This window comes from Neobacillus rhizophilus, assembly GCF_018343535.1.
GTDB classification, from domain to species: Bacteria; Bacillota; Bacilli; order Bacillales; family Cytobacillaceae; genus Neobacillus; species Neobacillus rhizophilus.
Genome location: NZ_JAGYPF010000002.1, coordinates 88,103 through 109,090, shown reverse-complemented (window position 1 = coordinate 109,090; position 20,988 = coordinate 88,103). Strand labels below are relative to the sequence as shown.

The 20,988-nt window shown below is 41.9% G+C and carries 18 protein-coding genes and 2 riboswitches; of the genes, 6 read left to right on the top strand and 12 right to left on the bottom strand.

Features of this window, described 5'->3' with window-relative positions; all coding sequences use genetic code 11:
* The first annotated feature begins 17 nt into the window (after nucleotides 1-17).
* The 3 genes from gdhA to KHA99_RS08475 all read left to right on the top strand — a co-directional run bounded on the left by gdhA (nucleotide 18) and on the right by KHA99_RS08475 (nucleotide 2,326).
* Nucleotides 18-1,400, top strand: a complete 1,383-nt coding sequence (gene gdhA / locus KHA99_RS08485; RefSeq protein WP_213117032.1) for an NADP-specific glutamate dehydrogenase — start codon at nucleotides 18-20, stop codon at nucleotides 1,398-1,400.
* Between the two features lie 109 nt (nucleotides 1,401-1,509).
* Complete coding sequence (locus tag KHA99_RS08480) at nucleotides 1,510-1,644, top strand: DUF4023 domain-containing protein (protein WP_213117031.1); 135 nt, start codon at nucleotides 1,510-1,512, stop codon at nucleotides 1,642-1,644.
* A gap of 373 nt (nucleotides 1,645-2,017) precedes the next feature.
* Nucleotides 2,018-2,326: a hypothetical protein gene (locus KHA99_RS08475; RefSeq protein WP_213117030.1), complete on the top strand. Its 309-nt coding sequence runs from the start codon at nucleotides 2,018-2,020 to the stop codon at nucleotides 2,324-2,326.
* Between the two features lie 75 nt (nucleotides 2,327-2,401).
* On the opposite strand, the gene KHA99_RS08470 is transcribed toward KHA99_RS08475, so the two are convergent.
* The 5 genes from KHA99_RS08470 to queF all read right to left on the bottom strand — a co-directional run bounded on the left by KHA99_RS08470 (nucleotide 2,402) and on the right by queF (nucleotide 8,774).
* Complete coding sequence (locus KHA99_RS08470; RefSeq protein ID WP_213117029.1) at nucleotides 2,402-2,995, bottom strand: hypothetical protein; 594 nt, start codon at nucleotides 2,993-2,995, stop codon at nucleotides 2,402-2,404.
* A 15-nt stretch (nucleotides 2,996-3,010) separates the two neighbouring features.
* Nucleotides 3,011-4,177, bottom strand: coding sequence for a ParM/StbA family protein (locus KHA99_RS08465; protein WP_213117028.1), 1,167 nt, complete (start codon nucleotides 4,175-4,177; stop codon nucleotides 3,011-3,013).
* Nucleotides 4,178-6,079: 1,902 nt separating this feature from the next.
* Nucleotides 6,080-6,526 (bottom strand): DUF3052 domain-containing protein, encoded by a 447-nt coding sequence (locus KHA99_RS08460; RefSeq protein ID WP_213117027.1) that lies wholly within the window; start codon nucleotides 6,524-6,526, stop codon nucleotides 6,080-6,082.
* Between the two features lie 114 nt (nucleotides 6,527-6,640).
* Nucleotides 6,641-8,068, bottom strand: coding sequence for a L,D-transpeptidase family protein (locus tag KHA99_RS08455; RefSeq protein WP_213117026.1), 1,428 nt, complete (start codon nucleotides 8,066-8,068; stop codon nucleotides 6,641-6,643).
* A gap of 205 nt (nucleotides 8,069-8,273) precedes the next feature.
* The gene (gene queF, locus KHA99_RS08450; RefSeq protein ID WP_213117025.1) at nucleotides 8,274-8,774 is read right to left on the bottom strand and encodes a preQ(1) synthase; all 501 of its coding nucleotides are present in this window, start codon (nucleotides 8,772-8,774) and stop codon (nucleotides 8,274-8,276) included.
* Nucleotides 8,775-8,896: 122 nt separating this feature from the next.
* A riboswitch (PreQ1 riboswitch) is annotated at nucleotides 8,897-8,943 on the bottom strand.
* Nucleotides 8,944-9,162: 219 nt separating this feature from the next.
* On the opposite strand from queF, the gene KHA99_RS08445 reads away from it, so the two are divergent.
* Nucleotides 9,163-10,629 (top strand): S8 family serine peptidase, encoded by a 1,467-nt coding sequence (locus KHA99_RS08445; RefSeq protein ID WP_213117024.1) that lies wholly within the window; start codon nucleotides 9,163-9,165, stop codon nucleotides 10,627-10,629.
* An 84-nt stretch (nucleotides 10,630-10,713) separates the two neighbouring features.
* Here the strand turns inward: KHA99_RS08445 and KHA99_RS08440 are convergent, their stop codons facing one another.
* Nucleotides 10,714-12,273: a flavin monoamine oxidase family protein gene (locus KHA99_RS08440; RefSeq protein WP_213117023.1), complete on the bottom strand. Its 1,560-nt coding sequence runs from the start codon at nucleotides 12,271-12,273 to the stop codon at nucleotides 10,714-10,716.
* Nucleotides 12,274-12,568: 295 nt separating this feature from the next.
* The gene (locus KHA99_RS08435; RefSeq protein ID WP_213117022.1) at nucleotides 12,569-13,660 is read right to left on the bottom strand and encodes an LLM class flavin-dependent oxidoreductase; all 1,092 of its coding nucleotides are present in this window, start codon (nucleotides 13,658-13,660) and stop codon (nucleotides 12,569-12,571) included.
* A gap of 246 nt (nucleotides 13,661-13,906) precedes the next feature.
* On the opposite strand from KHA99_RS08435, the gene KHA99_RS08430 reads away from it, so the two are divergent.
* Nucleotides 13,907-14,506, top strand: a complete 600-nt coding sequence (locus KHA99_RS08430; protein WP_213117021.1) for an NADPH-dependent FMN reductase — start codon at nucleotides 13,907-13,909, stop codon at nucleotides 14,504-14,506.
* Between the two features lie 50 nt (nucleotides 14,507-14,556).
* Here KHA99_RS08430 and KHA99_RS08425 read toward each other — a convergent pair whose 3' ends face one another.
* The 5 genes from KHA99_RS08425 to KHA99_RS08405 form a co-directional block, all read right to left on the bottom strand.
* Complete coding sequence (locus KHA99_RS08425; RefSeq protein WP_213117020.1) at nucleotides 14,557-15,270, bottom strand: ABC transporter ATP-binding protein; 714 nt, start codon at nucleotides 15,268-15,270, stop codon at nucleotides 14,557-14,559.
* Nucleotides 15,263-16,036, bottom strand: coding sequence for an ABC transporter ATP-binding protein (locus KHA99_RS08420; protein WP_213117019.1), 774 nt, complete (start codon nucleotides 16,034-16,036; stop codon nucleotides 15,263-15,265). The genes KHA99_RS08425 and KHA99_RS08420 overlap by 8 nt, the downstream gene beginning before the upstream one ends.
* Nucleotides 16,020-16,979 carry a branched-chain amino acid ABC transporter permease gene (locus KHA99_RS08415; protein ID WP_213117018.1) on the bottom strand — a complete coding sequence of 320 codons (960 nt, stop codon included), beginning with the start codon at nucleotides 16,977-16,979 and terminating at the stop codon, nucleotides 16,020-16,022. The genes KHA99_RS08420 and KHA99_RS08415 overlap by 17 nt, the downstream gene beginning before the upstream one ends.
* Nucleotides 16,980-16,983: 4 nt before the next feature.
* Nucleotides 16,984-17,868: a branched-chain amino acid ABC transporter permease gene (locus KHA99_RS08410; RefSeq protein ID WP_213117017.1), complete on the bottom strand. Its 885-nt coding sequence runs from the start codon at nucleotides 17,866-17,868 to the stop codon at nucleotides 16,984-16,986.
* Between the two features lie 155 nt (nucleotides 17,869-18,023).
* Entirely contained in the window at nucleotides 18,024-19,184 is a 1,161-nt protein-coding gene (locus KHA99_RS08405; protein ID WP_213117016.1) for an ABC transporter substrate-binding protein, read from the bottom strand.
* Between the two features lie 298 nt (nucleotides 19,185-19,482).
* A riboswitch (ZMP/ZTP riboswitch) is annotated at nucleotides 19,483-19,561 on the top strand.
* A gap of 49 nt (nucleotides 19,562-19,610) precedes the next feature.
* Between KHA99_RS08405 and KHA99_RS08400 the strand changes: the two genes are divergently transcribed.
* Nucleotides 19,611-20,810 carry a phosphoglycerate dehydrogenase gene (locus KHA99_RS08400; RefSeq protein ID WP_213117015.1) on the top strand — a complete coding sequence of 400 codons (1,200 nt, stop codon included), beginning with the start codon at nucleotides 19,611-19,613 and terminating at the stop codon, nucleotides 20,808-20,810.
* Nucleotides 20,811-20,988 lie beyond the last annotated feature (178 nt).

Below are 20,988 nucleotides of genomic sequence, written 5' to 3'. Positions count from 1 at the left end.
AAAAAAGGGGTGATTTCATGCAAACTATTGAGCATGTAAAACAGTCAGGATCACAGGCAGCAAGGGATTATGTAAGTGAAGTTTATGAAACGGTGAAGATCCGCAATCCATTCGAGAGTGAATTTCATCAAGCCGTTAAGGAAATTTTCGATTCGCTTGTGCCTGTATTTGCGAAACACCCAAAATATATGCAGGAGGGAATTCTCGAAAGAATCGTTGAACCTGAGAGGGTTATTACTTTCCGTGTTCCATGGGTGGATGATTCAGGCAAGGTGCACGTGAACCGTGGCTTCCGAGTCCAGTATAACAGCGCAATCGGGCCATACAAAGGCGGTCTGCGCTTTCATCCATCAGTTAACGCCAGCATCATTAAATTCTTGGGCTTTGAGCAAATTTTCAAAAACTCTTTAACCGGCCAGCCAATCGGCGGCGGCAAAGGCGGCTCCGACTTCGACCCTAAGGGTAAATCAGACCGCGAAATTATGCGCTTCTGTCAAAGCTTTATGGCAGAGCTTTACCGCCACATCGGCCCAGACGTCGACGTACCTGCAGGGGATATCGGTGTCGGCGGCAGAGAAATCGGCTATCTTTTCGGTTATTATAAAAAAATCCGCGGCAGCAATGAGGCTGGCGTTTTAACCGGAAAAGGCATCGGCTACGGCGGAAGCTTAACAAGAACAGAAGCGACCGGCTATGGCACCGTTTATTTCGTACAGGAAATGCTGAAAGATCAAGGCCTAAGCATCGCTGGCAGCACCGTCGTTGTCTCCGGCTCCGGTAATGTTTCCATCTATGCGATTGAAAAAGCTGCCCAGCTTGGCGCAAAGGTTGTGGCCTGCAGCGATTCATGCGGCTATATCTATGATGAAAACGGCATTAATGTCGAGACTGTGAAACAAATTAAGGAAGTAGACCGCAAGCGCATCAGCGATTATGTAAAGTACCATCCGGAAGCACAGTATTATGAAGGCTGCTCCGGCATCTGGTCGATTCCATGCGATATCGCCCTTCCTTGTGCAACACAAAATGAAATCAATGAAGCGTCTGCAAGAATGCTGGTGGCAAACGGAGTGAAAGCAGTTGCCGAGGGAGCTAACATGCCATCCACCCTTGAAGCAGTCGATGTATTTTTAAACAACGATGTTCTGTTTGGCCCTGGTAAAGCGGCCAATGCCGGGGGTGTAGCAGTTTCCGCTCTTGAAATGGCACAAAACAGCCAGCGCTTATCTTGGACGTTTGAAGAAGTCGATGCAAAACTGCATCAAATCATGATTAACATTTACCAAAACGCTGTGAAGGCATCCGAAGAGTACGGCTTCCCTGGCAACCTAGTAGTTGGCGCCAATATTGCCGGATTCACTAAAGTCGCTGACGCGATGATTCTGCAGGGTGTTATTTAAGGTTTTGGTTAAGATCCCCTCCTTGTGAGGGGATCTTTTTGTGCCTGCATGTTTTTGGGTGTGGTTGGTTACATTAACCATTGTTCAGTTTAATTAGGAGGTTCGAGTAATGGATAAAAACATTGAAGGCAGCACCCATGAATTTGTCGAAAAGCTTCATGAAAGACAGGCTAAGGATTTAAAAAACAGACAGAATCAGGGCAGCGATACGCCTAGTAAGAAATTGCCGAATAAGACGCATTGAGGTTAATAGTGGAGAACAGGGAGGCACATTACAAGTGTCTCCCTTTTTTAATTATTGTTCACTATATTGATCACGATTAATTGAAATCAATTTGAATTTTGGCTTTACAAACTAGGAAGACAGCTATTTAATTGTCACTTTTCAGTCATTTTTGTTCCAAATAGCAAAAAAATAGTTCTATATATTGTTGGTTATTGTTGAATATAGGACTATAATCATACTCAACGTTGTTCTATATTAGGAATAGATGATTCAACAAAAAGTTAATTAATACATGCAATGGGGGTGCCTATCAAAGCAAAAACAGGTTTCAAAAAAAGGGAAAATCATCAATTAAGCTACTAATCTAGTAACCTATAAGGGGGAAAAATTTATGAAATTCAAATCAGCTTTAGCTTTAACTGTATTAGCTGGGGGAGTAGAAAACGTCAGAAACAGCGGTTTATCAGCCAGTATTACAACTACAAAATCAGTACCAAACGGAAGCGCTATAACTGTCTATGATAACAGGGTGTTTCCAGGGGACCACCCATTATGGGGCAACCAAGGTAATCCCGGCCCAATACCTGCCGGTGAAACATGGTATTACACTATTACATTTACTAATAATAGTGGCAACAATGGTAAAATGACTGCCAATTTTAAAGTCCAAGTTAGAGGAGACCAAGTGCCAGTACCATAAAAAAACAGCCCCGTTGGAGAATTAAGGGCTGTTTTTCTATGTTTATTATTCGAGTCTTCTTAATTGAAACTGTTCTTATTTATTCATACTCGCCAAAAACCCGCCCAGCAGGTCATCGGCATCAAGATCCCTCTCGCTGTCTTCCTCCTCAATAGGGGACATCTTCTTGTCGATGGTCTCGAAAGCAAACTCGTCCAAATCGTCATCAGACAAGTCGATTCCTGCAGCTATTTCCTCTTCAAATGGCCTCTCCGATAAAGAATGTGGCTCACGGGCAGGGAAGGCCATATTCTCCTGCAGGTACAACGCCTCATCAATATCCACAGCCTTGCTGTTCAACGAGGCCAGCAGTGCGGTCGACCTTACCGGGTCGGAAATCAACTGATAAAGAATGCTTCCCAGCAGTGCTTCGGAATGCTCGTGCTTCAGCCAATCACGCTGTGCTTTCGTCAGCCCCTTCGGAAGGGGGATGGTGACCGTTTCCTTTTCCCGGGAAAAGGATTGGCTGACACCCTCCATGACAAATGAAGCAATCTTGCTGGAAAAATTCCGGCGTTCTGTTTCCTTAATTTTTTGAAGCTGTTTTAATATGTGATCCGGAGTATCAGAAGGGATGCGGAAGGATATGGCCTGGCCCCTCTTGATTTCGTTTTCGGATGCCTTTTTCATGGAATCACCCTAAAATTAACTTTTTACTGGTGCTTTATCTTGGGCAGCCCTCTGCTTCTCGGTTTTACGAACAAAATCCGTAATTAACTTATAATAAGCATTCGACATCATCCAAATGCTTTCCTTCTCGTCCTCAAAGAAATCAATGTTAAAACCATCTAAACCGTTATTCAATGCTTTTAAATATTCCTTTAAAATGATGGATCCGCCGCCGACAAAGTAGCAGATTTCCGTCTGCGAGTTCTTAGACCAGACATTACGCAGCAAGCGGTACTGTTTTTTCGCAAGATCAAGCAGGATGCGGTCGGTAATGTCATGGACACTTGTCCGGCTTCCTTTTACCATGATGTGGTTGCGGTCGTTTTTCTTCGTAATAATTTCTACGACATCGCGGCGGCTGTCGAGCTCCACACCATGTTTTTTGCGAATTTCCTCACGAATCATTTCTAGAGATTCGGAAACCCCAAGGTTAAACCCTTGCGCCTTGTCATCGTCGACATTGCGATTTTTAATGACGGCGATGTCCGTAGAGAGGCCCCCGATGTCTTGAATTAAAATGCGTTTATCGATTAAGTCCTTATTAATAACTTTTAAATTATTATCCATGACAAGGTTGATGTAGGCCGCAAATCCTTCAGGGTAAACCTTTACCTCATTGAACTTAATATTAACTTTAATGCCTTGATATTTAGGGGTCACAAGAAATTCGACCTGATGGACATTTCCAAGCAGTCTTGAACGGTAGCCGGCATCCTTGCCTTCCTTCACTTCACGAAGCGGCAAGCCAGTTCCTAATGTGTAATTGGCATCAATAATGTTTTTCGTACGTGGGAATTCGGCTTTTACGGCATCCATTGCCAATGACGCAAATAGCATAATTAATGTTTGGTCTTCCTCAGACTTGCTGCTGCCAGGGTCCAGCTCGGTGGTGTTATTGCTCTTTGTCGCCAAATTACCGACACGGTAGATAATATTATTTTCCTTTAGGGCAGGGGAGTGCACTTTAATATGTATCCCATCCAATGGGTCTTTGCTGTCTAGTTCTTCAATGCCGATGACAGGGCGGTCCTCGGTGTCTCTAGCGATTATGTTAGGAATATTTAATTCATATTCTAATTCACCAAAAATAGCCTTGATGGAGTCATTACCTACATCGATAGCTGCAATTCTGGATTTAGTCATATTGATCATTCCTTTTCATTTATTTAATAGATTTGTAAATTCGTTTCTTTCTATTAGCGTATAGAAGATTACTAGTTTCTTCAATGAGGCAGGACGAAAAGAAACACAAGTGTAAAATTGTAAACAGGATGTAACCACGGGGAAATTTGTAAACATTAATGTTTACAAAAATAACAAAGTTGTATACACGGCTTGGAGTATGGATGTGTACAACTTTGTATACATGTAAACAAGTTTGTATACAAAACGCAGACAAAAAGTATACATGTTTACAAATAGTAAACGCACGTGGATTATTACAAATATTTCAGTGAAACTAACTAAAAAGAGGTACCCATAGCAAGACACCTTTAAATCCATTTCCTTTGTTTTAACAAGCTCTATTCGAATCGCTAGATACATTTACAGGGGTAGAAAGGATGGGTTCATAATTTTCCATTCGCTCTTTCCCTTTTTCCGTAACGGCAAGGCTTCGCTTTATAGTTTCAATATTCTCTGCCTTTCGAAACCTTAATGCAAGACCCATCAACGTCGATAGCAAACCTGCCGGACATGCAGTAGTCTTCATCAGCCAGTAAATATATCACCGTGTCCATGCTGCAATCAGAACTTTATAGGTCTTGTAAGACTTTTTCGAAAAGCATAGCCATAAAAGCCCGTCTTCTTTTACGAACTTCTCAGCACTCTTGGCCAAAGCTACCAATTCTTCATTGTTTTTCCCAAATATCTGCAAAAAAAAATCATAGCGATCCATTTCCGCCGCGTGGTTAAATCAACTTCAAATGTTTGAATAACCTTATCTTAGGACTTCGGTGTGTTGAAAATTAACACTGGCTGCCCTTGGTCCTTAAACTGCAATTTTTTAAGAACTGTGACATTGAACTTTCTTTCAAAATGGAATGGGCTAAAAAGAAACGTAAATGTAAGCAGGATGTAAACACGGATGAATACAAAAAAACAAAGTTTTATACAAGGCTATACGTCGGGTTGTATGCAACTTTGTATACGTGTAAACATATTTGTAAACAAAATGCATACAAAAAGTAAACATGTTTACAAATTGCATACATTGGTGGTTTATTACAATATTTTGTGAAACTAAAAAGAAGGTCCCCAACATAGGCAGCATCAAATTCGAGTATTACCTTTTCAATTTATATCTGGATGAAAGGGGACGTTTACCTATTTTTCCCTTCGCTCTTTTCCTTTTTCCGTAACAGCAAAGCTTGGCTTGTTTTAATATTCTGTCCCTTTCAAAATCTTAATGCAGACCAATCATCGTCGATAGTAAACCTGCTGGACAAAACAGTAGCCTTCATCCGCCAGTAAATATATAACCGGGTCCCGGCTGCAGTCATTACTTTATAGTTCTTGTAAGACTTATTCGGATAGCATAGCCAGCATAGCACGTCTTCTTTTAAAAACTTCTCAGCAGTCTTTGCCAAAGCCCTCAATTCTTCATTGCATGTCCTAAATATCCGGACAAAATCATAGGGATCCATGTCCGCCGCGTGATGGACCTCAACTTCAAAGTTTGCATAACCTCATCGTAAGACTGCGATGCGATTAACACTGGCTGTCCCATATCCTTAAACTGCAATTTTATATGAACTAACATTAAACTTCCTTTCAAAATGACTATGTAAACACGGATGAATACAAAAACAACAAAGTTGTATACATGGCTACACGTCGGGATGCATACAACTTTGTATACATATAAACTGATTTGTGAACAAAATGTACACGAAAAGTAAACGTGTTTACGCATTGTATACATGGGTGGATTATTACAAAATTCCAGGTGAAACTAAAAAGAAGGTACCCAACATGAGTACCTTCAAATCTGTTTCTTAGCTTTTCAATATATATGGGGATGAAAGAGTGTGTTGACTTATTTGCCTAATCTTCCGTCCGCTCTTTTCCTTTTTCCGTTACAGCGAAGCTTCGCTTCATGGTTTTAATATTCTCAGCCTTCCGAAATCTTAAGGCAGACCAATCGTCGTCGATGGCAATCTGCCGGACAGGTTCGTAGCCTTCATCAGCCAGTAAATACATCACCGTGTCGCGGCTGCAATCAGAGCCTTTATAAGTCTTGGAAGACTTTTTCGGATAACATAGCCAGAAAAGCCCGTCTTCTTTAACGAATTTCTCGGCGCTTTTTGCCAAAGCCCCTAATTCTTCATTACTTGTCCCAAATACCTGCACAAAATCATAGCTTTCCATTACCGCTTTGCGGTGGACCTCACCTTCAAACGTTCGAATGACCTCATCATAGGACTGCGGTGCGTTGACAATCAACACTGGCTGTCCCTGGTCTTTAAACTGCAACTTATTTAGCACGGACATTGAACTTCCTTCCTTTCAAAGAACCTACAAATATTTTAAACTTTTCCTTTGACTTATCATACCTTTCATGTAAAAAAAGAAGACACTCCGCTAAGTGCCTTCTCCTTGCGATTCTTAATTTTGTACAAGCTTATTCTCATCATTGATGAAGTTTTTTGCCATATCAGCATTAACATAGAGATAGTACCAATTATTCTCGAAGTTCAACCAGCCAGTAACAAGAGTAGGGTTTTTCTTTAAAAAGTATTTATTCCCGCCAATATTCGTCCAGCCGGTATTTTCCGTAACAGCGGGATCAAAGTCCTCGAGCTTGCTGATGACGGTGTTATCCATCACGCCATTGGAGTTGATGTAATACCATTTGCCTTTATAATTGATCCAGCCCGTTTTCATACCCTCTAATTGATCAAGATAGTACCATTTTTCTTCATCCTTAACCCACCCGGTTTGCATCACGCCATCGCCGGCAAAATAATATTTCTTGTCGCCCGCTTCAAGCCAGCCGGTCTTCATGGCTCCAGTATTATCTAAATAAAATCTATTTCCGCCGTCCTCCAGCCAACCCGTTTTCATCGCACCGGTAGCGTCAAGGAAATATTTAATCCCGTTATCCTCGATCCAGCCCGTTTTCATTGCCCCGGCAGCATCAAAATAATACTTATTGCCGCCGTCTTCCAACCAGCCCGTTTTCGCCGCTCCGTCTTTATCAAGATAGAACTTTTGGCCACCATCTTCAAGCCAGCCAGTCTTCATCACACCATCGTTTGCAAAATAATATTTCTTCCCTTTAATCTCTTGCCAGCCTGTTTTCAACACGCCGCTGCTATCCAAATAATATTTCTTGCCGGCATCCGTCAGCCAGCCAGTCTTCATTATTCCGGCTTTATCAAAGAAATATTTTTTGCCGTTTATCGTCTGCCAACCTGTTTTTACTGCTCCATTTTCATAATAATACTTATTGCCGCCTGCTTGCACCCAGCCGTTTTGAATTTGTGGTGCTGTCGTACCTGGATTCTCCCCATTAACTGGTACGGTTACTCCGTATCCATTAGCCATGGCGATAGTGTCAAAACTGTCACCGGAATGGGTAATAACCACTTCAGTATAATTTTGAATTCGGTCAAAGAGCCACCGAATTTCCGAGTTATGCATGCGTACACAGCCTGAGCTGACGTACCGGCCAATGGAGCTTTCATTGTTATTCCCATGGATGCCATAAGTGGTTCCATATGTTCCTCTTGCCTCAAGGCCCATCCAGCGGTCGCCTAGTGGGTTGCGGGGGTCCCCCCCGGCAATATGTCCTGTATAATAAGGGCGATTTACAATTTTATTAACGATCCTAAATTTTCCTTCGGGAGTTAAGTCCCTTGACCTTCCTGTCGCCACCTTAAAAGTCCTTACTAATGTGCCTCCATCGTAATATGCGAGGGTATTTGTCTTCTTATTAATAATAATTAACTGAGAAGTGGCAGCCTCCGATTGGCTTGAAAAGAAAAAGAAAGTTAATACAAAAATTAAAACCGCAGACGATAATTTCCTCATATTTCTCTCCCCAATTCTGTTGATGAATATAAAGTACCACGAATTAAAGGAATATTTTGTAAAATTTCGGTGAGAAATTTGTAGAATTTCTAATTTTTTAACATAAGTGAAAATATTGTAAAGACTTTTTAATAAAAAAACCTCCCATGGCCTTAGGACCAAGGGAGGGAGGAAATTCTAAGTATATCTTCTTGTTAGCTGTATCTTATCGGTTATCTACTTTTTCAGGATAAAGATCATGATTCATCAACCGGAACTGGGCCATTTCCTCATATTTCGTGCCCGGTTTACCATAGTTGCACCATGGATCAATTGAAATTCCGCCACGCGGCGTAAATTTTCCCCATACCTCGATATAGCGTGGATCAAGGAGCTTAATTAAGTCATTCATGATGATGTTGACACAATCCTCATGGAAATCACCGTGGTTGCGGAAGCTGAAAAGATATAATTTCAGCGATTTGCTTTCTACAATTTTCTGATCGGGGATATAGGAAATATACATTGTTGCAAAATCCGGTTGTCCCGTCAGCGGGCAAAGGCTCGTAAACTCAGGGCAGTTAAATTTTACAAAAAAATCGCGGTTTGGATGCAGGTTGTCGACAGCCTCCAAGACCTCCGAAGAATATTCAAATAAGTATTTGGTACCCTGGTTTCCGAGCAATGTTAAATCCTTTAAACCTTGTTCATGTGTACGTCCAGACATAAAAAAACCTCCTGTAAAATGTGCCCCAGCACTTTCACAGGAGAGGTACTTCACCATTCTAATCAAACTAAAGGGATAAAAGCAAAAAAGCCACATCCTTATGGACATGGCTTTATTGACATGAATCCATAGTTTTTTATAGAGGGTATCAGCTATGAACCTCTCCCGTTCGATACGGGTATTCTTTTTTCTATCTATACTATATTGGACAGTGCAATATTCGTCAAATGGAAAAAATTTTTAGCGAGGGGACATGCATATTGTATCTATCTGTCTAAAAATTTTTAGCATTCCAACCGTTCGTTCGACACATTATTTTATGACCTTGTCCTAAAATCAACTCATAACGCCTCAAACGTTAATTAGTAGATTACTAGGGGGAATTGGGTTGAAAAAAAGATTAGCGGTTCTATCGGTTTGTTCAGTTCTTTCCATTTCATTGCTTGCCGGAGTGCAGGCGGACAAGCCTAAGGCAGAAGCAGGACAAGAACATTATGTATTAGCTTATAAAGGAAAGCTTCCGGCCAACTTCACTGCAAAAATTGAACAGGCAGGCGGAAAAGTAGAAAGAGTAGTTAAAGAAATAGGAATCGTCGAAGCCGCTTCCTCTGATCAGGACTTTCTATCAAAAATTTCACAGGATACGAATATCCAATCGGCTGGAAGGGAACTTGAAGCATATTTGGAAACAGACCCGGATGATGCTGTTCAATTTACCCCGGGTACACCTAATGGGCAGAAGGTAACTCTAGATCCAAATGCCGATAGCTACTGGGATAAACAATGGGATATGCAGCGATTAACACATGAAGGGGATTCTTATAAATTAAATCAAGGAAATCATGATACTGTTGTGGCAGTTATCGATACCGGGATTGATTTTAGCCACCCAGATTTGGCAGCCAATGCTGATGAGGCTGGATCTAAGACCTTTGTACCTGGCACAACAGATGCTTGGGATAAAAATGGCCACGGCACCCACGTTGCCGGTTCGATTGCCGCAAATGGAAAGGTAAAGGGCGTAGGCCCTGAGTTAACTGTTCGTGCTTATCGCGTTTTTGGGGCAACAGGTGGAGCTCAGCAATCCTGGATTACCGACGCTATTGTAGCTGCTGCTAATGATGGAGTCGAAGTCATTAACATGTCGATTGGCGGTTGGCGCTGGATGGCCCATAACTTGGGAGAAAAGGGTGACTCCGCTTCTATGGTAGCTTATCAGCGTGCTATTCAGTATGCCACTCAAAAAGGGGTTACGGTCGTTGTATCGGCTGGGAATGATTCAAAAGACTTGAATAACTTACATGATATGCAAGCCTATTGGAAAGCTACTTACGGTATTGATATTAAAGGTCCGTCCCGGGTAGTACCTGCACAAATTCCTGGCGTCATTACGGTGTCCTCATCGAATGAATGGTCGGATAAAAATATCGCCTTCTATTCCAATTACGGTAATTCTATCGATGTAGCCGGTCCTGGCGGGGATAATGGTCCGTTATATGACAGCTTGTATCGTCAAAATCCAGCCGGAGACTTTTTAAATAAACGTGATTTTACTTATCGGACATTGTCAACGTATCCTACTTACCCTGTTTCAGGAGGTAATGCCACAACACAATTCAACGATGGACAATGGCATGGGTACTCCTATTTACATGGAACTTCAATGGCGGCACCAAAAGTCGCAGGTGTTGCCGGGGTTATTAAAGCCGCCCACCCAGAATACTCACCAGCACAAGTAGCTGCGGCTATTAGACAAAGTGCTATTGATTTCGGTAAAGTCGGGGTTGACCCACTTTACGGATCCGGTGAAGCAAACATTTACAAATTCCTTGCAAAAGATAAGGCAAAAAAATAAAAGCGAGTCTGATTCCAAACAGTTGGGTGGTGCCTGCCACCACCCCATTTTTCTTGTTTTACGTCTTGTCCAAGCATTTCCTTTTTAAAGTGAATCATTAATCACCTCTTTCGCAGCCCTTTCCCCGGATTCCACTGCCCCGTTTAAATAGCCTGGATAGTTAATGGAGGTGTGCTCACCAGCGAAGAAGATATTGCCTTCCCGCTCCCCAGCTATTCCGGCAAATTTCGTGTATTGGCCAACTTTCCAGTAGGAATAGGCTCCTTTTGACCATTGATTACTTAGCCAGTGATCAACCGTTACTAAACCATTCCAACAGCTTGTACTTCCTGGAAACACAAGATCCAGCTTGTCCAAAAAATTTATAGCAGCTTCCTTCTTTTCTGTTACCGTTAACGCAGACAGTTTGGCCGCTGTTTCGCCCCCTGTATAATTGACCAAAATTCCTGAAGTGCCTTGTTGGGCACGTGATGACTCGAATGTCTGCTGATAGCCAGTATCCGTAAAGGTTTCGCCATTATTCCCAAGTCCATTCCAGAATCGCTGGGCAAACTGTGCTTGTAGCTTTGTATTTACTCCCATTCCCAGTTCTTCAATTGCCATTTTCTTTAATTCTCGAAAACTGGCATTCTCAAAATCTATCGTTTTTAAAATTTTAAATGGTATAGACAGAATAACTTTATCCGCCAAAACCTCCCATTCCTTTATACGATTTCGAAAGGTAAGTCTTATTTCATTTTGGCTGGTTTGTTCAATTTTTATAAGAGGGGAATTAAACTCGATTTGTCCTGTAAGATTTTCAGCTAATAAGGTGGGGAGCTGATCATTTCCACCTCTAATATGAAAGGACTCATCTGAGTCTCCATATATGTGAAAATGATCCTTTTGGGCAAAGCCCAACATATAGAGGAGATTTAACGCACTTTGAAGGCTGGCATCTGCTCCATTTTCGACGGTATAGGCAACTTCAAGTAATTTGCCGAATTTTGATTGGATTCCTCCTGGTACAATTTCATTAATATAATCAACCACTGACAGACGATCCAGTTCATATCCGCGTTTAGTATAATGATTGTAAAGTGTAGTTTCACCAACCTCTATTAAATCCTTTTTCAGTTTAGGAAAAATACTCATAAAATCATTTGTGACTTCCTCAAAGGTATAGGAGCAGCCATCAAAAAAATAAAATGGCATTGTCCCTTTTGGCTCTGCCATCACTACATTATCAAATTCCAAGCCAAGCTCTTTTCCCAAGTCTTGAATCTCTTTATGACCTGTATCTATTAACTCCCCACCCCGTTCGACGATTTGGCCGTCTTTAAAATGCCCCCTTCTTGTCCAACAACGCCCCCCAACGCGATTGGCCGCTTCATAAATGGTTGCATTAATCCCTTGCTGTTTAAGTCGAAAGGCGCTCGTTAGTCCCGCTAATCCTGCTCCCACAATGACTATCTTTGGAGCTTTATTAAAACCGTCGCTATTTTTGATTAACTGCTTCTTTTCCTTTTCTGGAATGTCATCGACTTTTTGTGATGTGGTACCTTCCTTCAAATCAGCTTGTCCAGTACTTTTTTCCTTATCCACTGAGGCACTGGCCACAGCGAAAGACTTCTGCAAAATACCTGCTAATGGTGTACGTGCCAAAGCCTGTCCTCCTTATACAAAATAAGCCATGTACGATGATGGATTCACTATCCTGCGAAAGTGAATATATACAATAAATTATGCATGGCTTCTTCTTTTGGCTTTAGGCAAGCTGTAGGTCATCTGATCTATTTTTTTATCAACGGATTGGTGTTTGGATACTGAGGAACACAATGGCTAGCAGCATGGCCAGAATTCCCACTTATGGGGCTTTAGCAAGGAGTAAAAAATGACTGGTTTTTGGTTTATAAACGCAAAAAAAGAGCCCAATTAATTGGACTCCAACTACTGCTGCTTACAATAATGCAGTCTGGCTTAATTCTTTTTTCGTTTCACGGCGAACAACTGGTGCTACCTTTGTTGCCAAGAGCTCGATACTTTCTGCTACCTTTTTAAATGGCATGCCGCCGATATCCATTTGCGCCATGAAACGTTGATGACCGAAAAGCTCATATTGGCGGAGGATCTTTTCAGTAATCTCCTGCGGACTGCCGACAAACAGGGCGGTATCCGGTCCAGTAAGCTTATCAAACTCCTCTCGCGCCATGGCATTTACCCCGTGTTCCTGATTGAAAAACCCACGATAATTTGCGTAGTAAGGGAAATAATTGTCTTTAGCCAGTTGGCTCGTCTCTGAAATAAACGCATGTCCCGTTACGGCCACCTTTAAATCATCAAGTGCAAACCCGGCTTCTGTTGCTGTCTTGCGATATACATCCACAATCGGCTTAAATCTCATCGGATCACCGCCAAGAATCGCCATTGTTAAGCCAGCCCCATATTTACCGGCACGGATCGCACTTTCCGGTGAACCGCCGACTCCTACCCAAAACGGAATCCCCTTTTGGACAGGTCTAGGGGCGATTTCCGCGTCCCTTAATGGAGTACGAAATTTACCCGTCCAAGTTACTCTTTCATTTGCATTCAACTTCAAAAATAGATCTATATTTTCTTCAAACAGCCCATCATAATCGTCCAAATCATATCCAAACAGTGAAAAGGATTCTACAAAGGCCCCGCGGCCTGCAATCACTTCTGCACGTCCATCTGATAAAAGGTCCAGCGTCGAGAAGTCTTCAAATAACCGCACCGGATCAACAGTCCCTAAGACAGTCGTTGTACTTGCCAGTTTCACCCGCCTTGTCACTTGGGAAATGGCGGAAAGAATCACAGGCGGTGAAGACGCCGCATAGTCGAGCCGATGGTGTTCGCCGACACCAAAGACATCGAGGCCTGTCTCATCGGCCATCTTTGCAGCTTCCAAAATTTCTGCCATCCTTTGTCTCGCACTGATGGTTTTACCCGTTTGGGGGTCTGCTACCAAGTCCCCTAGTGTATATATACCAATTTCCATGCCGTTATTTTCAATTATATTATCTGGCTTCATTCGCGGTATCCTCCCAAAGTACTGTAGCAACAAAACCTACTATTAGTATTCATTACTTGACAATATCCATTCATTATTCTATCATAAATCTCGAGTTGAAGATATTTTAATTCAAAGTGAATGATTTGTAAAGGCGCCTATTATATTTCATTTACCTTTGTTTATATAGGTTTTATTTTTTGCAATAAAGCAAAAAATAAGGTCACATGCCTAACATCAAGAACATACAAGGTGGTGCAGTAGCAAATGGGTTTTTTTGACAAATTATTCGGCAATTCAGCTAAGGAGGAAGAAACAATGACAACTGAAAAATTAAACATCGGTATTATCTTAGGTAGCACACGTGAAGGTCGCGTAAGTCCACAGGTTGGAGAATGGGTAAAAGGGATCGCTGACAAACGCGGCGATGCAAATTATGAAATCGTAGATATCGCTGATTTCAACTTACCATTCTTAGGAACAACTGATGGAACAGAACCAGGAATCGCAAAATGGAATGAAAAGCTTGCTAACTTGGATGGCTTCGTATTCATCGTTCAAGAATACAACCACAGCATTACTGGTGCTTTAAAAAATGCACTTGATTTCGCACGTGAAGCATGGAACAACAAAGCAGCAGGTATCGTAAGCTATGGTTCTACAGGCGGCGCTCGTGCGGCTGAACATTTACGCGGCATTATGGGAGAGTTAATGATCGCTGACGTTCGCGTACATCCAACATTATCTTTGTTCACTGATTTCGAAAACGGATCTGTTTTCAAGCCACAAGCATTACACCTTGATAACGTAAATGCTATGCTTGACCAAGTTAATTCTTGGAGCGGCGCGTTAAAAACTGTTCGATAATATTTGAAGTAAAAAAGGAGATTGCATCGGCAATCTCCTTTTTTATATTGTTATTTTTCCGACTTTCTACCAAGGTATGCCTCGACGATTCTTGGGTCTTCCAACAGGTCCTTTGCCTTCCCGTGAATGATAACCTTCCCGGTTTCCAACACGTATCCATAGTCAGCTATTTTCAAGGCCTGTTTCGCATTTTGTTCGACCACAAGCACAGTGGTGCCGGCATCCTTGATTTCCTTGATGATTTTAAAAATTTCCGCCACAATCAATGGTGCTAATCCCATTGAAGGTTCGTCCAGCAATAATAGTTTAGGACGTGCAAGCAACGCACGGGCTATCGCTAGCATTTGCTGCTGGCCGCCTGAAAGTGTTCCGCCAAGCTGATTCTTTCGTTCTTTCAAAATAGGGAACCGTTTCAAGACATCTTCAAGGTCTTTTTCTACCTCTTTATCTTTTCTTTGATAAGCACCCATATCAAGGTTTTCCATGACAGTCATTCCAGACAGAATGGCCCTTCCCTCAGGAACAAGAGAAATCCCCTTTTTAACTAGCTGGTCCGGTCTCAAGCCAGTGACATTTTCCCCAAGAAACTCAATGGTTCCGGTCTTCGGCTTAATTAATCCGGCAATTGTTTTCATCGTTGTTGTTTTTCCGGCCCCGTTCGCCCCTAGGATCGTGACAATTTTCCCTTGTTCCACTTCCAGGCTGACTCCTTTTAGGGCCTGAATTTTTCCGTAAAATGTCTCAATTCCAGATACTTTAAGCACTTTCATCATCTCCCTCTGATCCGAGGTAGGCTTCAATAACAGCTTGGTTATTTTGAATTTCCTCCGGTGTTCCCTCAGCAAGCTTTTTACCAAAGTTTAAAACAGTAATTCGATCACAAAGCCTCATAACAAGCGGCATGTCATGTTCAATTAACAAAGTTGTGATGCCTCGCTCCTGGACCTTTTTAATCAAATGATATAAATCGGCTGTTTCCGTGTCATTCATACCGGCAGCAGGTTCATCCAATAATAACAACTTTGGATCGCTTGCTAAGGCTCTCGCAATTTCAAGCCGTCTTTGCTGGCCATAAGCAAGGTTTTCCGCAATCGCATCTTCAAACTCCGATAGGCCTACTAATTCGAGAATCTCCTTCGCTGTTACACGTAATCTTTCTTCTTCAGCACGCTGTCCCTTTGTCCTCAGTACACCGCTAAAGACACCTGATTTACTGCGGGTATGCCCTCCAACCAACACATTTTCCAGCACCGTCATTTGAGAGAAAAGACGTATGTTTTGGAAGGTCCGGCAAATCCCCTTATTGGTAATTTTATGCGGTTTAAAACCGGTAATTTTTTCATCTAAAAAGGTAATTTCGCCCGACGTTGGAGGGAACATATTTGTAATCATATTAAACATAGTCGTTTTCCCTGCACCATTTGGACCAATAAGACCGTAGATTTCTCCTTCCTTAATCGAAAAAGAAACATCGGTTAACGCAGAAATACCGCCAAAATTTTTCGTGATGTTGTTAATTTTTAGAACCATGTTTACCCCTCCTTTTTGACAGCTGAAGCTTCTGTAAAAGGGGAACATCAATAATTCCCTGCGGGCGGAATGCCATCATTAAAATCAAAATGGCCCCATAAATCATATAACGGTATTCACTGATAAAACGCAATACCTCTGGCATCAAGGTCATAAAGGTGGCACCAAAAATAGAGCCCCAAATGACTTCGCTTCCTCCGAATACCGCGAAAATCAAAATCTCAACGGCGCGATGGTAGGAAAAATCAGCAGGGCTGATATAGCCCATGACGTGGGCAAATAATGCGCCCGCAAAACCTGATATAACCGCCCCTTGCACAAAAGATAAAACTTTATAATACGTGATATTGACTCCCATTGCCTCCGCCGCTTTCTCATCCATTTTAATGGCTGCAAAAGCCCGGCCGACACGGGATTTATTTTGTCTAACAAGGAACCAGATTAAAAGAATATTGATGATGACCAATATGATTAGTACCAGCAAATAAACGTATTGATTATTTTTTAAGCCAATGTCCAGCGGGTTAAATCCAGCATCTCTGGAGACCTTTAGCAGTTCCCTGCCGATTTGCGGAATACCTGAAAGACCAACTGCACCCTTAGTAAGAGATTCCCAATTAATCATGAACACCCGAATGACTTCTCCGAAGCCAAGTGTGGCAATCGCCAAATAAACCCCCGTTAACCGAAGTGACGGAATTCCGATTAGAATACCGACTAGTCCTGCAACGATAGCTCCTGCAATGACACTTACAACAATTGGCATATCGTAGTTAATGGTTAATAATGCTGATGTATAGGCTCCAATCCCCATAAATCCGGCATTCCCTAAAGAGAGTTGTCCGGAAGAAAGGGTAACATAAATACTTAAGCCTAAAATAATGTTAATCATAATAAACGAAGCGACTTGAAGGTAGTATGGATTTAAAAAGTCTCCAAGCATATCATCACGGCCTTCCCTCAGATGTCTTTTGGCCGAATAGTCCCTGCGGCCGGATTAAAAGAATCACGATGATTGCGAGGAATGCAATAGCATCCCGATATCCTGAATCTCCATAAGCGACAATGAGCGTTTCGGCTAATCCAAGAATCAATCCGCCAGCCATGGCGCCTTTCACATTGCCCATTCCACCAAGAATAATAATGGCGAGCCCTTTAAGTCCCATGGATAAACCCATTTGCGGGTTAACTGAGTTAAACGCCATCCCGACAAGAATACCGGCAATTCCGCCCATCGCGGATGCCATCACGACTGTTAAGGTGATAATCTGTCTCGTATTGACACCAAGGATACTAGCTGTATCCAAATTTTCCGCTGTCGCACGGAGGGCTTTTCCTGCTCTTGTTTTTGACAACCAATACGAAAGAGCCATCATTAACACAACTGAAATCACAAAAATGACGATTTGCACCACATAGATGGTGATAGAACCAATTGTAAAATGTATTTCTGCAAACGCATTTTTAAATGGATGGTTACCCGCTCCGAATAAGTGATGCGATAGATTTTCCAGTAAAATTGATACCCCAATCGTGCTGATTAATGGGGCAAGGTGCGAAACGCCTTTTTTCCCGCGAAGCGGTCTTAAGGCAAATCGCTCCAGCATATAACCTAAAATTGCGGTGACAATAATTGCAGCTAAAAATGCCATCCAAATCGGCCAACCCAATGTACTTGTGACCATGACGCCTACAAAAGCGCCAAACATAAAGATTTCGCCATGCGCCATATTAATGATGCCAAGAACTCCAAAAACCAGCGTAAATCCAAGGGCAACGATGGCATAGATGCTTCCTAGTGTGATTCCGTTTATTAGCTGTTCTAATAGCAAAACATCTCACCCTCTAACTTCAATTTTTACAAAAACTAATGGTATTAATTAAAGCCCCCCGCCTTTAGGCTTTGGCAGCCTGGAGCGGGGAGCAGCTGATAGTAGTGATTCATTCTGTTCTGATTGATACCCTTCAAACTATCGAACGTTCAAGCTTATTCGAAAATTTGGAACTTCCCGTCCTTGATAATAAGAACGGTTGGATCCATCACAACGTCTCCATCCTTGTCAAAGGAGAATTTACCAAGGATCCCAGGGAAATCCTTAATTTCAGCAAGAGAATCACGCAGTGCATCGCGGTCCGCTTCGCCTGCATTTTTTAGTGCTTCAGCCATGATATAAAGCGCATCATAAGCCTGCGCTGCGAATTGGTCTGGTTTCTTGCCATATTCGGATTCATACTTTTTCACGAACTCTTGAACCTTTGGATCTTGCTTATCGCCAAACCAAGGAGTTGCCACAATCAGTCCATCAGCAGCCTGTCCGGCAATTTGAATAACCTGTGGAGAGTTAAATCCGTTACCGCCGACAAATGGTACATCAATTCCCAGTTTGCGGGCCTGGTCCATAATAACAGCACCTTCATTATAGAGAGCTGAACATAGAATTAAGTCCGGCTGAAGACCCTTAATTTTTGTTAATTGTGCATTATAGTCAGCCTGACCCTTTTGGAAGGTTTCAGTTGTTACTACATCAAGCTTCATTTTTTCGGCTGTCTTTTTCATCGTGTCATAACCGGATTTTGTAAACACATCATCATTTCCGTAAAGAATAGCCACTTTCTTCACTTTGTATTTATCAACTGCTTTTTTCACTGCTGCAGGAATAGCTAGTGCTTCTGGCAGTGAGTTTCTAAATACATAGTCCCCGATTTGTGGGATTCCTTCAGCAGTAGTAGATGTACCCATGATTGGAATACCATTCAAGTCTGCCTCAGGCCCGACTACATTCATTTCTGTACTTAATGTAGGTCCCAATAAGGCTACAATACTATCGTCACTCATTAACTTTTGAGCTGCAGATAAAGCTTGTTCCTGTTTACCTGCTGAGTCTTCAACAACAAGGTCGATTTTGACATCGCCTTTTGCATTAATTTCTTTTTTCGCTAAATTAAAACCGTTAGTAATAGCTTCACCGTAAGCTGCTCCAGGTCCAGTTAAATAGGAAACAACACCGATTTTTGCTTCCACGGCCTTGCCGCTTTCTTTCGAATCGCCCTTTTTGCCAGAAGTTTCTGAATTATTACTGCATGCTGTTAAGACAACAAGTAAAAGAACAGTAAACAGCAGAAACGACTTATTAAGGATTTTTCTCATGTCCTTCTTTCCCCCTATTTTTCGACAAAATTAGTTATATATATCTATTAAATACCAATATTATTTTAATGTAAAGATTTTGTACCGAATTTTTAGAATCTTATTTCTATTCGAAAAAATAGTTAAACGCTTTCATTCTTGTAATCTAGGGATTTTATTAAAAATTTGATGAAAAATTTTTATTACTGTTAATGATATATGGGGACGGTTCTTCTTCTTCAGAAACAAAAGAGCCGTCCCCATACATCATTTAGGGTAGAAAATTATGAAAATTTGTGATACGATGAAATAAGTTTAAAAGGCCGTGTGTAACTGGCGAAACGCGGATAACCGCGAGGGAGCACACGGTTTCGAAGCCGTTCGCCTGGGCAGAGGTAAGGGAATTAACTCCCTTACCTCTTTCTGCTTATAAAAGGAGGAAGAAAAATGAGCACGATCGCTTTAGAAAATGTGAACACCATCAAAACCCTTAATAATATCGCGGAAAGAGGGCTAAACGTATTCAATAAGAACGGCTTTCTGGTTGACAACGGCAGTGAAAACCCTGATGCCATCCTTGTTCGCAGCTTTAATATGCACTCATTAGAATTCGGTGAAAATTTAAAGGCAATCGCAAGAGCAGGAGCAGGTGTCAACAATATTCCCGTCGATAGATGTACAGAGCAAGGTATTGTTGTGTTCAATACCCCTGGAGCAAATGCCAACGCTGTAAAAGAAATGGTCCTAACCTCATTAATAGCTTCATCCCGTAACCTTTTTGCTGGTGTAGCTTGGACTAAGTCGTTAGATGGTGAAGGCCAACAAATTCCAAAGCTTGTCGAAGCAGGCAAGAAGCAATTTGTCGGAAAAGAAATTAAAGGGAAAACATTGGGTGTCATTGGTTTAGGAGCGATAGGTGCACTTGTGGCGAATGATGCGCTGGATTTAGATATGGATGTCATCGGATTTGATCCATTTATCTCTGTCGATACCGCTTGGAATTTGTCCCGCAACGTACAGCGGGCAATGACAATTGAACAGTTATTTGCAGAATCTGACTATATCACTGTTCACGTACCGCTAACAGATGACACAAGAGGTATGTTTAACCAAGCGACCTTCAGTATTATGAAGCCTAGTGTTCATATTTTAAACTTCTCCCGTGGTGAACTTGTCAATGAAACAGACATGGCCGCCGCTCTCGAAAGCGGAAAGGTTGGGAAGTATGTTACCGATTTCCCGAATGAAAATGTGCTCAAAATGAAAAATACAGTTCCAATTCCGCACCTAGGCGCCTCCACAAATGAATCAGAGGAAAATTGTGCGATCATGGCAGCTCGGCAGGTAAAGGAATTTTTAGAAACAGGAAATATCAAAAACTCAGTGAATTTCCCAAACACCAGTCTTCCTTATACTGGTAAGCGGCGCGTGGCGGCATTCCACCAGAATGTTCCTAACATGGTCGGACAGATTACATCTGCAATATCCAGCTATCATTTAAACATTGCTGATATGGTCAACAGAAGCCGTGGGGGTTATGCGTATACAATTATTGACATTGATAATAAAGTAAATGGCGATGTTATTCCAGGTTTAGAGGAAAAAGTAAAACAAATTCCTGGAATGGTGACAGCTCGGATTATTTAATAAGGAAAATTAAGTTAACATGAAAATGGAGCCTGGTTTCATGAAGAGACCTAGTTAAATAAGACAAAGGAAAAAGCACCCCCTGGATCGTATTTAAATAATACGTAACTCAGGAGGTGTTTTCTTATGGGGAAGAAAAATGCTTACTCAGAAGAAGTTAAAATGGCTGTTATTGAGA

Bases quoted from the DNA above. Each gene is read 5' to 3' on its own strand.
- gdhA (WP_213117032.1), top strand. From the start codon at position 18: ATGCAAACTATTGAGCATGTAAAACAGTCAGGATCACAGGCAGCAAGG.
- KHA99_RS08480 (WP_213117031.1), top strand. From the start codon at position 1,510: ATGGATAAAAACATTGAAGGCAGCACCCATGAATTTGTCGAAAAGCTT.
- KHA99_RS08475 (WP_213117030.1), top strand. From the start codon at position 2,018: ATGAAATTCAAATCAGCTTTAGCTTTAACTGTATTAGCTGGGGGAGTA.
- KHA99_RS08470 (WP_213117029.1), bottom strand. From the start codon at position 2,995: ATGAAAAAGGCATCCGAAAACGAAATCAAGAGGGGCCAGGCCATATCC.
- KHA99_RS08465 (WP_213117028.1), bottom strand. From the start codon at position 4,177: ATGACTAAATCCAGAATTGCAGCTATCGATGTAGGTAATGACTCCATC.
- KHA99_RS08460 (WP_213117027.1), bottom strand. From the start codon at position 6,526: ATGTCCGTGCTAAATAAGTTGCAGTTTAAAGACCAGGGACAGCCAGTG.
- KHA99_RS08455 (WP_213117026.1), bottom strand. From the start codon at position 8,068: ATGAGGAAATTATCGTCTGCGGTTTTAATTTTTGTATTAACTTTCTTT.
- queF (WP_213117025.1), bottom strand. From the start codon at position 8,774: ATGTCTGGACGTACACATGAACAAGGTTTAAAGGATTTAACATTGCTC.
- KHA99_RS08435 (WP_213117022.1), bottom strand. From the start codon at position 13,660: ATGAAGCCAGATAATATAATTGAAAATAACGGCATGGAAATTGGTATA.
- KHA99_RS08430 (WP_213117021.1), top strand. From the start codon at position 13,907: ATGGGTTTTTTTGACAAATTATTCGGCAATTCAGCTAAGGAGGAAGAA.
- KHA99_RS08420 (WP_213117019.1), bottom strand. From the start codon at position 16,036: ATGGTTCTAAAAATTAACAACATCACGAAAAATTTTGGCGGTATTTCT.
- KHA99_RS08415 (WP_213117018.1), bottom strand. From the start codon at position 16,979: ATGCTTGGAGACTTTTTAAATCCATACTACCTTCAAGTCGCTTCGTTT.
- KHA99_RS08405 (WP_213117016.1), bottom strand. From the start codon at position 19,184: ATGAGAAAAATCCTTAATAAGTCGTTTCTGCTGTTTACTGTTCTTTTA.
- KHA99_RS08400 (WP_213117015.1), top strand. From the start codon at position 19,611: ATGAGCACGATCGCTTTAGAAAATGTGAACACCATCAAAACCCTTAAT.